Source organism: Streptomyces sp. NBC_01497 (genome assembly GCF_036250695.1).
Taxonomy (GTDB): domain Bacteria; phylum Actinomycetota; class Actinomycetes; order Streptomycetales; family Streptomycetaceae; genus Streptomyces.
Window position 1 is genome coordinate 2,822,373 of sequence record NZ_CP109427.1, and the last position, 13,406, is coordinate 2,835,778.

Consider the following 13,406-nt stretch of genomic DNA (forward strand, 5'->3'; position numbering starts at 1 on the left):
AGCCGCCCCAGGAACGCCCCTCGCGCCGCGGCGGCCCGCCCCCGCGGCGCGAGGCGGCACGCGTACCGAGAACAGCACGGTGTGCGGCCTCCGCCCGGCGGGCACGGCGCCGCCGGACCGCCGGCGCGGCCTCCGCCCGGCGGGCACGGCGCCGCCGGACCGCCCCGGCAACACGACGACAACGGCCCGGCTCACCAGCACCTCCGCGCGGGCGGCCACCCCCACGCCCTCGGCCGGCGGGGCCGCCCCGCCTCCCCCGTCTCCCGCATCCACCCGACGGATTCTCCCGGGTCCACCCGACGGATCCACCCGATGCGGTGGCCCGGGTCGGGTGTCATGCTCACCGTCGCCGCCGCCATGGTCGTCTTCCTCGTCACCCGGGGCCGTACCGAGCGCTCCTGTGACCGGCCTCCGGCCCGTCCTGCGACGCACGGATCACCGGCCCGACACCCCCACCACGGCCGCGATCGCCAGGCTCGCCCCCCTCCGGGCAGAGGCCACGGATTCCGCGACACACGGATTCCGCGACCCCTGGGCCGCCACGCTCGCGCGTCCTCCGCTTCCCCCTCCGTGCGGAAAGCCGCTCGGACCCGCCGTCGCCCGGCGCAGTCCGGCACCCGCACCGGCCGTCGCCCCTCCTCCGACCGTCGTCCCCTCCCCCGACCGTCGGCGCCACAGCACGCCGTCACACTCCCCCTCCCCGGCCCCGTCTCCGTCCTCATCCCAGGACAGAACTCTCAGGACAGAACAGCACGGGCTTGACGCGCATTAGCTATAGGTACTAGCTTTCAGGTTAGAGAGACTACCTAGTCCTGGAGGATGTCATGACCGAGTTCCTTGCCGTCGAAGGCGGCACGATCGCGTACGAGGTGGCGGGATCCGGCCCGCTGGTCGTCCTCGCCCACGGCATGGGCGACAGCCGCTCCGCGTACCGCGCCCTGGTCCCGCCGCTGGTGGCGGCGGGCTACCGGGTCGCCTCCGTCGATCTGCGCGGCTGCGGCGAGTCCAGCACCGACTGGCCGGCCTGGAGCCGCACGGCCATCGCGGGTGACCTGCTCGCCGTGGTCCGCCACCTCGGCGGCCCGGCCGTGCTCGTCGGCCACTCGATCTCCGGCGGCGCCGCCACCATCGCGGCGGCGCTGGAGCCCTCCCTGATCACCGCCGTCGTCGAGCTGGCGCCATTCACCCGCAAGCAGTCGGTGCGCCTCGGTGACCTGCGGGTGAAGCGCTTCCGGCGCGGCATGCTGCGGCTGCTGGGGACAGGCGTGCTGGGCAGCGTGCCGCTCTGGCGCTCCTACCTCGACGTGGCCTACCCCGGCGCCAAGCCCGCCGACTGGCCCGAGCGGATCGGCCGGATCGACGCGCTGCTGCGCGAACCGGGCCGCATGAAGGCCCTGCAGGGCATGGGCCGCAGCGCCCCGACCGACGCGGGAGAGCGGCTCGCGGACGTCCGCTGCCCGGTCCTGGTGGTGATGGGAACGCTCGACCCCGACTGGGCCGACCCGGGCGCCGAGGGCTCCGCTATCGTCGACGCCCTGCCGTCCGGCCTCGGCCGCCTCGAAATGATCGAGGGCGCCGGGCACTACCCGCACGACCAGTTCCCCGGCCAGGTCGCCGCGCTCGTGCTCGCCCACCTCCGCTCGACGCCGTCGGGGGCCGCTCGTGCCTAGGGCCGGCCTGAACACGGACCGGGTGGTCGCCGAAGCGGCGGTGATGGCCGACGAGGTGGGGCTGAACCGGGTCACCCTGGCGGGCCTCGCCACCCGGCTCGGGGTGCGCCAGCCGTCGTTGTACAAACACGTCGAGAGCCTCGACTCCCTCCAGCAGCGCATCGCCGTACAGGCGAAGGGCGAACTCGCCGACGTGTGGGGCCGGGCCGTCATGGGCCGCGCCCGCGACGACGCCCTGGTGGCGATGGCCCACGCCTACCGCACCTGGGCACAGGCCCATCCGGGCCGCTACGTGGCGGCCCAGCGGGCTCCCGTCCCCGGCAACGCCGAGGACGAGGCAGTCAGCGCGCGAGCGGTCCAGGTGGTGGCGGCGGTGATCGACGGCTACGGCCTCCACGGTGACGAGGCCATCGACGCCATCCGCGCCTTCCGTGCCGCCCTGCACGGATTCGTCTCCCTGGAGGCCGGCGGCGCGTTCGCCCTCCGGGCGAGCGTCGACCGGAGCTTCGACCGCCTCATCCAGGCCCTGCGGATGGCCCTGTCGAGCTGGGGGGACGTCTGCGAGCCCGGCAGCGAGATGTTGCACGAGCAGAAACCGAAGCAGGAACCGAAGCCGGAGGCGTGAAGCGGCTCGGCGCCGGTGCGGGTCACGGGCCCCTTCTCCCTCCCCCCGTTTCCGGGGCCGTACGGGAGGTCGCACAGGGCGCAAGGGGGGTGCCGCGTACCAGGACTCCGCCGGGTCACCAGGCGGTCGCGCCTCCGTCGACGGCATAGTTGGCGCCGGTGATGTAGGACGCGCGGTCGGAGGCGAGGAAAGCCGCCAGCTCGACGATCTCCTCGGGCTGGGCGAACCGCTTGAGGAGCGTCTTCGCGGTGATGGCCTCGCGGGCCGACGTGTCGTCGCCGAGGTCGCGGCGGCTGGCCGGGGTGAGCACGGGCCCGGGGCTGATGGCCACCGCGCGGATCCCGTGGCGGGCGCCTTCCAGTGCCAACTGGCGCGTCATGGCGATGACACCGGCGTTCGCCGCGGTGTGCGCGACCATCGGCGGGACCGCACCGGCGATCATGCCGGCTTCGGACGCGACGTTGATGATGACGCCGCCACCGCGCCGGACCAGGTGCGGCCAGGCGAACTTCGTGACGAAGAACGGTATGTCGAGTTCCCCGGCGATGGTCGCCCGCCAGTCGGCGACGGAGAAGTCAGGCATCGGACCGAAGTACTGGACGGCCGCGTTGTTGTAGACGACGTCCAGTCCTCCATGAACGGCGACCGCGTCCTCGACGGTCCGCCGTGCCTGCTCGGGGTCGGTGAGGTCCATCGGCGCGATGCCCGTCATCCCACCGCCGTCTCGGCGCACCAGTTCGACAGTCTCGTTGTTGGCCTCGGCCAGGATGTCGGAGCCGATGACCTTCGCACCTTCCCGCGCGAAGACCAGTGACGCGGCGCGGCCCTGACCTCCTCCGGTGCCGGTGATGAGCACGATCTTCCCGTCGAGCGTTCCCATGGGATCCTCCGGGTCCGTGGTCGGTGACTCCGCGTGCGGGCGGCCTCGGCTCACCTGCGGTCACCAGTGATTGACGTGTCAACCATAAATCGGAGATGCCACTTCCCGTACATAAGGTGTGGTGACGCTCATCACCGACTTCGGGGATAAAAGGGCGCCGTGGGCCGTGGACCGGAATCCGTAGCGCAGGCCCCTCGACCTGCAGAAACATGGGTTTTGCAGCGGTCGGCCCAGCACCATGCCAGCTCGGGCGTTCAATCCCGGCAACATGAAGGCCGGACGTCCCTCATCCGCCTACGGAGTTCGGGCGCCGGCGCTCCAGCTCGCCCTCCTTCGGCGGCTAGGACGTCCCGCCCGAGGACGCGGGCCTCATGGCGTGCTGCAGGACATCCGGGCAGCGATCCCACGCACTGGGCGGCGGATACCCGTAGATATCGCCCGTGGTCTCGACCGAGCGGTCTCTCAACCGGCGCGAGACCTAGTGGATCGGTGCATCGTTGGGCCAGGGCCAGGGCCAGGGACGTGAGAAGTGCCGGTGGCGGCAGTCCTTCGCCGGACGCAGTGATACGGGCAGCCTCGCAGCCACGATCGTTTCCGCGTAAGCCGCTCGGGGCCTCGCCACAGCGGCGTTCCCATCCCGCCGGCCGCGCCGCGGGGGGAGCGGCTCCGGCTCAGCGCTCCGGGGCCCATCTGCGGATCATCTGGTGCTGCGCCAGGTCCTCGAAGTAACGGTGTTGGGACCGCGCATCGAAGTCGCCGATGACGACCAGGCGCCAGACGGCGAGGGCATCCGGCGGGGGCCCGCCCGCGGTCCGGTCTACTGCTGCACCTGGCCGGTGAAGATGGCCGTGCGGTACCAGCCGGAGCCGGAGGCGTCGGTCGGCGTCATCTCGATCATCGGACGTGCCACGGACAAGGCCCTGCGCGGTGACACTCTCGGGGCGGCTGAACCGAGGTAGCCGGAGAAGCGCCCCGGCGGAAGTGGTACCGAGTCACCCGCTACACAGGCAAGCGGAACGTTCGGCCTCTGACCCCGATCTACGGTGACGCCCTGCGCAGGACCCTGAGCGGTATTTCCCCGTTGGTGCGCGTTGGTCTCCGACGGGTGCTTGCGGGGGCCCTGCGGACCGCCTGTGGGCTGCCCGCATACCGACTACACCTCCGACGAGGCAAGGCGCAGCCTTCGGAAATTCCTCCCGAACAAAGGCTTACTACCGATGGTAGGATCGACACCATGAGCAGTAGTAGGAAATATTCGATCAGCCTGCCCGAGGACCTCGCCGAGGCCGTGCGCGCCCACGTCGGCCCAGGCGGTTTCTCCGCCTACGTCGCCGAAGCGCTCGAACAACGGGTCGCCATGGACAAACTCCGTGAGATCGTCGGCGACTTCGAGACCGACAACGACGAACTCACCCGTGAGGAGGTCGAAGCCGCCCGCGCGCTGCTGCGCCATGACCACCGGCAGGCCGGCGGGGCCGCCGCCTGATGCCCGGCACCCTGCTGCTCGACAGTGAAGGGCTCTCGAAGCTCTACCGCAAGGACCGGACCGTCGTGGCTCTTGTCCAGGCGGCATCGGAAGAGGGTGTCCGCGTGGCCACGAGCGCGATGACCACCCTTGAAGCCGACTACGAGCGCATCCACCCCGCCCGCATCAAGTGGGTTCTCTCCCGCGTCGACGTTCACGACGTCACCAAGGAGGTCACTGACCAGGCCGCGGGCCTCCTCCGCGCCCACCGTCTCCACGGCCACAAGTACGCCATCGACGCCGCCATCGCCGCCATCGCCCGCACGGCGCCCCAGCCGGTCACCGTCCTCACTTCCGACCCGGAGGACCTGACGCTCCTCTGCGGCCTCGCCGCAGAAGTCGTCAAGGTGTGAAACGCCTGCCGCACCGGAGTCGGCCGGGGGCCGCCGACACCCCGCGCTCGCCGCGCGAGGACCCACGAGGACCCACGAGGACCCACGCGGACAGGAGAAACTGCCCGACTCACCGACAGACAAGCCGGGCAGTTTTACCGACGGGGCAGTCACACGTTGAACCGGAACTCCACCACGTCCCCGTCCTGCATCACGTATTCCTTGCCCTCCATGCGGGCCTTGCCCGCGGCGCGGGCGTCCGCGACCGAGCCGGTCTCCACGAGGTCCCCGTAGGAGATGACCTCGGCCTTGATGAAGCCCTTCTGGAAGTCCGTGTGGATGACGCCGGCCGCCTCGGGGGCCGTGGCGCCCTTCTTGATCGTCCAGGCGCGGGATTCCTTGGGGCCTGCCGTGAGGTAGGTCTGCAGGCCGAGGGTGCGGAAGCCGACGTGCGCGAGGGTGGCGAGGCCCGGTTCCTCCTGGCCGACCGACTGGAGGAGTTCGAGGGCTTCCTCGTCGTCGAGTTCGGCGAGGTCCGACTCCAGCTTGGCGTTGAGGAAGATCGCCTCGGCGGGCGCGACCAGGGCGCGCTGCTCGGCCTTGAAGGTGTCGTCGGTCAGCTCGTCCTCGTCGACGTTGAAGACGTACAGGAAGCGCTTCGTCGTCAGCAGGTGCAGGTCGTGCAGGAGCTCGGTGCGCTCGGTGCCCTGGACGATGCCCGCCGCGGACAGGGTCTGGCCCGATTCGAGGATGGCCTGCGCCTCTTCGACGGCCGCGACCTTCGGCTGGATGTCCTTCTTGATCCGCGACTCCTTCTGGAGGCGCGGGAGGACCTTCTCGATGGTCTGCAGGTCGGCGAGGATCAGCTCGGTGTTGATGGTCTCGATGTCGTCCTTCGGCGAGACCTTGCCGTCGACGTGGACGACGTTCTCGTCCTTGAAGGCGCGGATGACCTGGCAGATCGCGTCGGACTCGCGGATGTTCGCCAGGAACTTGTTGCCGAGGCCCTCGCCCTCCGACGCGCCGCGCACGATGCCCGCGATGTCGACGAAGTCGACGGTCGCCGGGATGGTCCGCTGGGAGGCGAACAGCTCGGTGAGCTTGTCGAGGCGCGGGTCGGGGACTCCGACGACGCCGACGTTGGGCTCGATCGTGGCGAACGGGTAGTTGGCCGCCAGCACGTCGTTCTTGGTCAGGGCGTTGAAAAGGGTCGACTTGCCGACATTCGGCAGACCGACGATTCCGATCGTGAGCGACACGGTGGCGACTTCCGGTGGGAGGCGAGTGGGAGAAGGAGGGGTGAGGAGCGCGATGGGGGGCACGGGTGAGGGATGTCAGCTGTTAAGTCTACGGGCGGACTCGGCGACGCCGTCACCGGTCGCGCTCTCGAACGCAGCCCCAAGGTCGTCCAAAGCGCGTGTCCCGCGCCCGCTTCCTCCCCCTCGGGCCCCTACGTTGGTCCGGTGGAGCAGCACAGGACAGGTCGATACCAGCGCCGTACCCCCTCCTCCCACGTGCCGCGCGGTCCGCTCGCCCCGTCGGCGGGCGCCTATCGGGCGCCGGTGGCGCCCACCGCGTCCGTTCCTTCGGTCCGCCGCGTGCCGCCCCTCGTGGCCGCGCTGCGGCAGCTGCCGAGCCCCCGCCTCACCGGCCTGGGCGCGGGCCTGTTCGCCGCGGTCTCCATGGTCTTCCTGGGGTTCGTGGACGACCTGCTGTTCGATGGCTCCGCGGCGTTCTTCGGGGTGCTGTTCCTGCCGGTCAGCGCGGCGACGGCGCTATGGGTGCGGACGGCCGACCTGGTCACCGCGCCGATCGGGGTCCCGATCGCGTTCGCCCTCGGGACCGTGCCGGTGTCCGGCGGTACCGGCGGGTTCGTCACACAGGCGATGGCCGTCGTCACGTCGCTCGCGATGCACGCCGGCTGGCTGTACGGGGGCACGCTGGTGGCCGGCGTGATCGCGTCCGTACGCAAGATCCGGCAGATGGGGCGGCGCCAGTCGGAGCGGGACGCGGCGGCGCGGGCGGCGGAGTCCGCCCGGCCCGGCGCCGCCGTGCGCGCCGCCCTGCGGGGGCCCCGCCGCGGCTGAGCCCCCGGGTCCCGCGACGTGGACCGGCTAACGCTGTGACGCCGTCATCGCCGCGCCGACGATCCCCGCGTTGTTCTCCAGCTGCGCCGGGACGATGTCCGCGTTGATGCCCTCGATGTAGTGCAGGAACTTGTCGGACTTCCGGCTCACGCCGCCGCCGATGATGAACAGCTCGGGCGTGAAGAGCATCTCCAGGTGCGCGAGGTACTTCTGCACCCGGTGCTGCGCCCAGTGGCGGTAGCTGAGTTCCTCGTCCTCCTTGGCCTTGGAGGACGCCCGCTTCTCCGCGTCGTGCCCGTGCAGTTCGAGGTGGCCGAACTCGGTGTTCGGTACGAGGACGCCATCGACGAACAGGGCGCTGCCGATGCCCGTACCGAACGTCAGCAGCATCACGACGCCCTTGCGGCCGCGGCCCGCGCCGAACGTCATCTCGGCGACGCCCGCCGCGTCGGCGTCGTTCATGACCGTGACCGGCATGCCGAGGCGTTCGCCGATCAGGCTGCTCCCGTCCACGTCCACCCAGGACTTGTCGACGTTCGCCGCCGTACGGATCACCGACCCGGTCACCACGCCGGGGAAGGTGACACCGATCGGGCCGGACCAGCCGAAGTGCTGGACGACCTCCACGACGCCTTCGAGCACGCCGTCCGGCGTGGCCGGGTGCGGGGTCAGTACTTTGTGCCGGGGCTCCGCCAGGTCGCCGCGGTCCAGATCGACGGGTGCGCCCTTGATGCCAGAGCCGCCGATGTCCACTCCGAAGACGTTCATGAACATAACGTTAAGGCCAGGCAGCAGGGCGCACGCCCGCGTCAGGGGAATCCGTCGGAAGGTGTTCCCTTCAGGACGTTCCGAGTTCCGCGCGCAGGTCCCTGCGCAGTTCCTTCGGCAGGGAGAACGTGATCGACTCCTCGGCCGCCTTCACGATCTCCACGTCCTCGAAGCCGCGCGTCGACAGCCATTCCAGGACGCCCTCGACGAGGACGTCCGGGACGGACGCGCCCGAGGTCAGGCCGACCGTGGTGACGCCGCCGAGCCAGGACTCCTCGATCTCGTCGGCGCTGTCGACGAGGTGCGCGGCGCGCGCGCCGGCGCCGAGGGCGACCTCGACCAGCCGGACCGAGTTGGACGAGTTCTTCGAACCGACCACGATCACCAGGTCGGCGGCGGCGCCCATCTGCTTCACGGCGATCTGACGGTTCTGCGTCGCGTAGCAGATGTCGTCGCTGGGCGGCGAGACCAGTCCGGGGAACTTCTCCTTGAGCTTGTCGACCGTCTCCATCGTCTCGTCCACGGAGAGCGTGGTCTGCGACAGCCAGACGACCTTGGACTCGTCGCGCACCTTCACGTCGGCGACGTCGGCGGGGCCGTCGACGATCGTGATGTGCTCCGGCGCCTCGCCCGAGGTGCCGACGACCTCCTCGTGGCCCTCGTGGCCGATGAGGAGGATGTCGAAGTCCTCCTTCGCGTACCGGACGGCCTCGCGGTGGACCTTGGTGACGAGGGGGCAGGTCGCGTCGATCGTGGCGAGGTTGCGGGCGGCCGCCTCGTCGTGCACGACGGGGGCGACGCCGTGCGCCGAGAACATGACGATGGAGCCCTCGGGGACCTCCGCCGTCTCCTCGACGAAGATGGCGCCCTTCTTCTCCAGGGTTTTCACGACGTACTTGTTGTGGACGATCTCGTGCCGGACGTAGATCGGGGCGCCGTACTGCTCCAGGGCCTTCTCCACGGCGATCACGGCGCGGTCCACGCCCGCGCAGTACCCACGGGGGGAGGCGAGCAGGACACGCTTTCCGGTTCCGGCGGGCGACGCGGGCTGGTCGGGCGTTGCAGTCATATGGCCATCGTACGGGGAGGGTCGCGGCGCGCGGGAGCGCCGGTGGGGGCGTGCCCGCGCGTACACCGGCGGCCGGCGTCCGGGTGCGCCCGTACGGGCCCGGGCGCGTTGTCGTACCCGGCCGATACGCTCGCGGGTATGGCTCTGACTACGTCACCGGAGGCACCGCTGCCCGTCGGCGAGGTGTCACGCCTCATCGGCGGCTGGATCGACCGGCTGGGTGCGGTCTGGGTGGAGGGGCAGATCACGCAGCTCTCCCGCCGGCCGGGCGCCGGGGTGGTCTTCCTGACGCTGCGCGACCCGTCGTACGACATCTCGGTGGGCGTGACCTGCTACCGCCAGGTGTTCGACGCGATCGCGGACGTGGTGTCGGAGGGCGCGCGCGTGGTGGTCCACGCGAAACCGGAGTGGTACGCGCCGCGCGGCCAGCTCTCGCTGCGGGCCGTGGAGATCCGGCCGGTGGGGATGGGCGAGCTCCTCGTGCGGCTGGAGCAGCTGAGGAAGTCGCTGACGGCGGAGGGGCTGTTCGCGGCGGAGCGCAAGCGGCCGCTGCCCTTCCTGCCGCAGCTGATCGGCCTGGTCTGCGGGCGCGCCTCGGCGGCCGAGCGGGACGTGCTGGAGAACGCGCGGCGCCGGTGGCCCGCCGTCCGCTTCGAGGTGCGCAACACGGCGGTGCAGGGGGTCAACGCGGTCGCGCAGGTCGTCTCGGCGGTCAAGGAGCTCGACGCGCTGGACGAGGTGGACGTGATCGTCGTCGCGCGGGGCGGCGGAAGCGTCGAGGATCTGCTGCCGTTCTCGGACGAGCAGCTGATCAGGACGGTCGCCGCCTGCCGTACGCCGGTGGTGTCGGCGATCGGCCACGAGCCGGACTCGCCGCTGCTGGACCTGGTCGCGGACGTCCGGGCGTCGACGCCGACGGACGCGGCGAAACGCGTCGTGCCGGACGTCGGCGAGGAACTCGACCGGGTGGACGCGCTGCGCGAGCGCGCCCTGCGTACGGTGCGGGCCCTGCTGGAGCGGGAGGAGCGGGGGCTCGCCCACGCGCTGGCGCGGCCGGTGATGGAGCGGCCCCAGCGCATGGTGGACGAGCGGGAGGCCGAGGTCGGTGCCCTCGCGGACCGTGGCCGCCGCGTCCTGCGCCACCTCCTGGACCGCGCGGACTCGGAGCTCTCGCACACGCTGGCGCGCGTGGTGGCGCTCTCCCCCGCGGCGACGCTGGAGCGCGGGTACGCGGTGCTGCAGCGCGAGGACGGCACGGTGGTGCGCTCACCGGAGCAGGTCACGGCGGGCGACGAACTGCGTGCCCGGGTCGCGGAGGGTGAACTGAGGGTGCGGGCGGACTGACCCGGGCGGATGGGATCGGCCGGGGTCACCGGACGCGGGCACCTGCGGTCCAGCGGATGTGCGTGGCCCGGCGGCGGGCGGAAGGCCGGTGAGAGGCTTCCGGGCCACTGCCCGTCGTGCGCAGGACCGCATCGCAGTACGGCAGCAGTGCGGTACCGGACATCCGGGGACCGGACATCCGGGGATCCGGCATTCGGCGGAACGGCCTCGGGGCGTCGTACGTCCTCCCGGCCCGGGGCCCGCTCCCCGGTCGCTCGGCGCCTTGGTCGATCCCGCCCCGGACCTCGCGATGCGGCGCGGGGCGCCTCAGTCCTCGGCGGGCTCGTCCGTCGCCAGGGCCGCGTTCAGCCGCTCCCGGGCGCCGTCCAGCCAGCGGCGGCAGACCTTCGCGAGTTCCTCGCCGCGCTCCCACAGCGCGAGCGACTGCTCCAGGCTGGTGCCGCCCGCCTCCAGGCGGCGCACGACCTCGATGAGCTCGTCCCGCGCCTGCTCGTACCCGAGCGCACCGGTGCGCTGCTCCGGCTCGGCGTCCGTATCCGTTGTGGCCATGTCGCCATTTTAGGGCCGGCCACCGACAGTCAGGCCTTGGTCTGCACGAACCGCAGCGCCGCCGCCATCTTGGCGAGGCCGGTGTACGACGCCGTGCCCGTCACCACGGTCGTGGCCTTGCCCTCGGTGTGCACCAGCGCGTCGTAGTGGCCGCCCTTCCAGCGCTGCCACTGCTTGCCGGCGATCTCCTGCGTCCTGCCGGTCTTCTTCGCGTTCTGGCTGACGTTCGTCACGTAGCCGTTGGTGGGCGACGTGGACTGCTCGATCGCGACGTACTGGCCTGTCGGGTCGAGGAAGCCGAGGTGCCAGGCATTGCCCGCGCTCTGGTCGTACGTGACGGAGGTCGCCTTCCATGTCTTCGGCAGGCCGGCGGGCGCCGCGACCTGGTAGGGCGCCGCCCGCCGCGCGGTGATGAGTTCCACGCGGTAGTCGACGCGCTTGACCGGGTCGGCCTTGTCGTCGTGCGGGATGAAGAAGGTGTAGATCACGGCCACCGCGGCGCCGATGACGAGGAGCGAGAGGAACATGCCCCGTACGGTCCTCTCGCGCCGGCGGGAGCCCCCGCCGGGCTTGTCGCCGGGCCGGCCGACGTCCGGAGCGGCGCTCCCGGCGCCCGCCCGTGCCGCTTCCCCGCCCGCCGTCGGCTCCGTGCCGCCCGCGACCGCCGGATCAGCGTCCGGCCCCGCAGTCTGCCGCGTGCTCTGTCCCGCGCTCTCTTCGGCCGTCGGTGCGGCGGCCGGTGCGGCCGTCTCCGCCGTCGTCGCGCCCTGCTGTTCGTCGCCTGCCACGCCCCATATGTTCGCACCCGCGTCGCGCGCTCATCCGTGGGGCCCACTGCTCAATCTGGCGGGAAGCCGATAGAGTCGGATCATCCGCTCTCCGTACTGGGCGGACCGGGCCGTCACCCCGACTCGCCGACCGGCACGGCGGAGCCAGCAGGCTCCCCGGAGCAGCAGAAAGGTGCGCGCTTTCGATGACAGACCATCACCTGCCGCCGCCGCTGGACGTGGCGCCCGAGGCGCCCGACCGCAACCTCGCCCTCGAACTCGTCCGCGTCACCGAGGCCGCCGCCATGGCCGCCGGACGCTGGGTCGGGCGCGGGGACAAGAACGGTGCCGACGGCGCGGCCGTCAACGCCATGCGGACCCTGGTCTCCACCGTCTCCATGAACGGTGTCGTCGTGATCGGCGAGGGCGAGAAGGACGAAGCGCCCATGCTGTTCAACGGGGAACACATCGGTGACGGCACCGGCCCCGAGGTCGACATCGCCGTGGACCCCGTCGACGGCACGACGCTCAACGCGAAGGGCATGCCCAACGCGATCGCCGTGCTCGCGGCGGCCGACCGGGGCACGATGTTCGACCCGTCCGCCGTCTTCTACATGGACAAGCTCGTCACAGGCCCGGAGGCGGCCGACTTCGTCGACATCAACGCCCCGGTGGCCGTCAACATCCGGCGCGTCGCCCGGGCCAAGCGCTCCTCGCCCGAGGACGTCACGGTCGTCGTCCTGGACCGCCCGCGCCACGACGGCATCGTCAAGGAGATCCGGGAGGCCGGCGCCCGGATCAAGTTCATCTCCGACGGCGACGTGGCCGGCGCGATCATGGCCGTGCGCGAGGGGACGGGCGTCGACCTGCTCATGGGGATCGGCGGCACTCCCGAGGGGATCATCACGGCCTGCGCGATGAAGTGCCTCGGCGGCGTCATCCAGGGCAAGCTGTGGCCGAAGGACGACGCGGAACGCCACCGCGCGCTCGACGCGGGGCACGACCTCGACCGGGTGCTCACCACGGACGACCTCGTCAGCGGCGAGAACGTGTTCTTCGTCGCGACCGGCATCACGGACGGCGAGCTGCTGCGCGGCGTGCGCTACCGCTCGGAGACGGCCACCACGCAGTCGCTGGTGATGCGTTCGAAGTCCGGCACGATCCGCCAGATCGACTCCACCCACCGGCTGTCGAAGCTGCGCGCCTACAGCGCCGTCGACTTCGACCGCGCCAAGTAAGGCCGCCGCCCCGGCCCTCCGCATCCCCGTCCGCGCCCGCCGCACGCGTCCGCAGGACGCCGGCGCGCGCCACAGAACCATCGCGGAGACATGCGGAAGGTGCCCCCGTTGTGCGGCGGGGGCACCTCCCGTACCCGCGAAGACGCGGCCGGACTCAGCCGGCCGCGGCTATCCGGTCCGAGGAGGCCGAGCTCGACGCCGCCTGGCGCAGTTCCGCGTCCCTGCGGCGGCGCCGGGCGAGCACCACGCGGCGCTCGGCGGCCGTGAGGCCGCCCCACACCCCGTACGGCTCGGGCTGGACCAGCGCGTGCTCCCTGCACTCCACCATGACCGGACAGCGGGCACAGACCCGCTTCGCGGCCTCCTCACGGGACAGCCTGGCGGCCGTCGGCTCCTTGGAGGGCGCGAAGAACAATCCGGCCTCGTCCCGACGGCACACAGCTTCCGAGTGCCACGGGCCCGCCTGATCCTCGCGCACGCGGTTTTGCTGGGACACAGCGGCGGCGACCTGCAGTGGCTTCTGCGGGAGATGCAGCACGGTCTACTCCTGAC

At 71.6% G+C, this 13,406-nt stretch carries 14 protein-coding genes; 7 read left to right on the forward strand and 7 right to left on the reverse strand.

Going from position 1 to position 13,406, the window contains the following annotated elements:
- Positions 1-824 precede the first annotated feature (824 nt).
- Together OG310_RS11970 and OG310_RS11975 are read left to right on the forward strand one after the other, a co-directional pair.
- On the forward strand, positions 825-1,670 hold the full coding sequence (locus OG310_RS11970; RefSeq protein WP_329455864.1) for an alpha/beta fold hydrolase: 846 nt from the start codon (positions 825-827) through the stop codon (positions 1,668-1,670).
- Positions 1,663-2,295, forward strand: a complete 633-nt coding sequence (locus OG310_RS11975) for a TetR/AcrR family transcriptional regulator (RefSeq protein WP_329455865.1) — start codon at positions 1,663-1,665, stop codon at positions 2,293-2,295. The genes OG310_RS11970 and OG310_RS11975 overlap by 8 nt, the downstream gene beginning before the upstream one ends.
- Positions 2,296-2,410: 115 nt before the next feature.
- On the opposite strand, the gene OG310_RS11980 is transcribed toward OG310_RS11975, so the two are convergent.
- Positions 2,411-3,175 (reverse strand): SDR family NAD(P)-dependent oxidoreductase, encoded by a 765-nt coding sequence (locus tag OG310_RS11980; protein ID WP_329455866.1) that lies wholly within the window; start codon positions 3,173-3,175, stop codon positions 2,411-2,413.
- 1,234 nt (positions 3,176-4,409) lie between these two features.
- Here OG310_RS11980 and OG310_RS11985 point away from each other — a divergent pair.
- Together OG310_RS11985 and OG310_RS11990 are read left to right on the forward strand one after the other, a co-directional pair.
- Entirely contained in the window at positions 4,410-4,661 is a 252-nt protein-coding gene (locus OG310_RS11985) for a hypothetical protein (protein WP_329455867.1), read from the forward strand.
- Positions 4,661-5,053: a DNA-binding protein gene (locus tag OG310_RS11990; RefSeq protein WP_329455868.1), complete on the forward strand. Its 393-nt coding sequence runs from the start codon at positions 4,661-4,663 to the stop codon at positions 5,051-5,053. Before OG310_RS11985 ends, OG310_RS11990 begins: the two co-directional genes overlap by 1 nt.
- Positions 5,054-5,202: 149 nt before the next feature.
- Here the strand turns inward: OG310_RS11990 and ychF are convergent, their stop codons facing one another.
- Positions 5,203-6,291: a redox-regulated ATPase YchF gene (gene ychF, locus OG310_RS11995; RefSeq protein ID WP_329455869.1), complete on the reverse strand. Its 1,089-nt coding sequence runs from the start codon at positions 6,289-6,291 to the stop codon at positions 5,203-5,205.
- 204 nt (positions 6,292-6,495) lie between these two features.
- On the opposite strand from ychF, the gene OG310_RS12000 reads away from it, so the two are divergent.
- Positions 6,496-7,119: a DUF6542 domain-containing protein gene (locus OG310_RS12000; protein WP_443078614.1), complete on the forward strand. Its 624-nt coding sequence runs from the start codon at positions 6,496-6,498 to the stop codon at positions 7,117-7,119.
- Between the two features lie 27 nt (positions 7,120-7,146).
- Here OG310_RS12000 and ppgK read toward each other — a convergent pair whose 3' ends face one another.
- Together ppgK and OG310_RS12010 are read right to left on the reverse strand one after the other, a co-directional pair.
- Positions 7,147-7,887 (reverse strand): polyphosphate--glucose phosphotransferase, encoded by a 741-nt coding sequence (gene ppgK, locus OG310_RS12005; protein WP_329455870.1) that lies wholly within the window; start codon positions 7,885-7,887, stop codon positions 7,147-7,149.
- A gap of 70 nt (positions 7,888-7,957) precedes the next feature.
- The gene (locus OG310_RS12010) at positions 7,958-8,956 is read right to left on the reverse strand and encodes a 4-hydroxy-3-methylbut-2-enyl diphosphate reductase (RefSeq protein ID WP_329455871.1); all 999 of its coding nucleotides are present in this window, start codon (positions 8,954-8,956) and stop codon (positions 7,958-7,960) included.
- 138 nt (positions 8,957-9,094) lie between these two features.
- On the opposite strand from OG310_RS12010, the gene xseA reads away from it, so the two are divergent.
- A complete protein-coding gene (gene xseA, locus OG310_RS12015; protein WP_329455872.1) occupies positions 9,095-10,300 on the forward strand; it encodes an exodeoxyribonuclease VII large subunit in 1,206 nt (401 codons plus the stop codon).
- Positions 10,301-10,606: 306 nt separating this feature from the next.
- On the opposite strand, the gene OG310_RS12020 is transcribed toward xseA, so the two are convergent.
- The gene (locus OG310_RS12020) at positions 10,607-10,849 is read right to left on the reverse strand and encodes an exodeoxyribonuclease VII small subunit (RefSeq protein ID WP_329455873.1); all 243 of its coding nucleotides are present in this window, start codon (positions 10,847-10,849) and stop codon (positions 10,607-10,609) included.
- Positions 10,850-10,878: 29 nt separating this feature from the next.
- Positions 10,879-11,637: a DUF4245 domain-containing protein gene (locus OG310_RS12025; protein ID WP_443078615.1), complete on the reverse strand. Its 759-nt coding sequence runs from the start codon at positions 11,635-11,637 to the stop codon at positions 10,879-10,881.
- 185 nt (positions 11,638-11,822) lie between these two features.
- On the opposite strand from OG310_RS12025, the gene glpX reads away from it, so the two are divergent.
- Positions 11,823-12,854 carry a class II fructose-bisphosphatase gene (gene glpX, locus OG310_RS12030; protein ID WP_329455874.1) on the forward strand — a complete coding sequence of 344 codons (1,032 nt, stop codon included), beginning with the start codon at positions 11,823-11,825 and terminating at the stop codon, positions 12,852-12,854.
- A gap of 154 nt (positions 12,855-13,008) precedes the next feature.
- On the opposite strand, the gene OG310_RS12035 is transcribed toward glpX, so the two are convergent.
- Positions 13,009-13,392, reverse strand: a complete 384-nt coding sequence (locus tag OG310_RS12035) for a WhiB family transcriptional regulator (protein ID WP_329455875.1) — start codon at positions 13,390-13,392, stop codon at positions 13,009-13,011.
- Positions 13,393-13,406 lie beyond the last annotated feature (14 nt).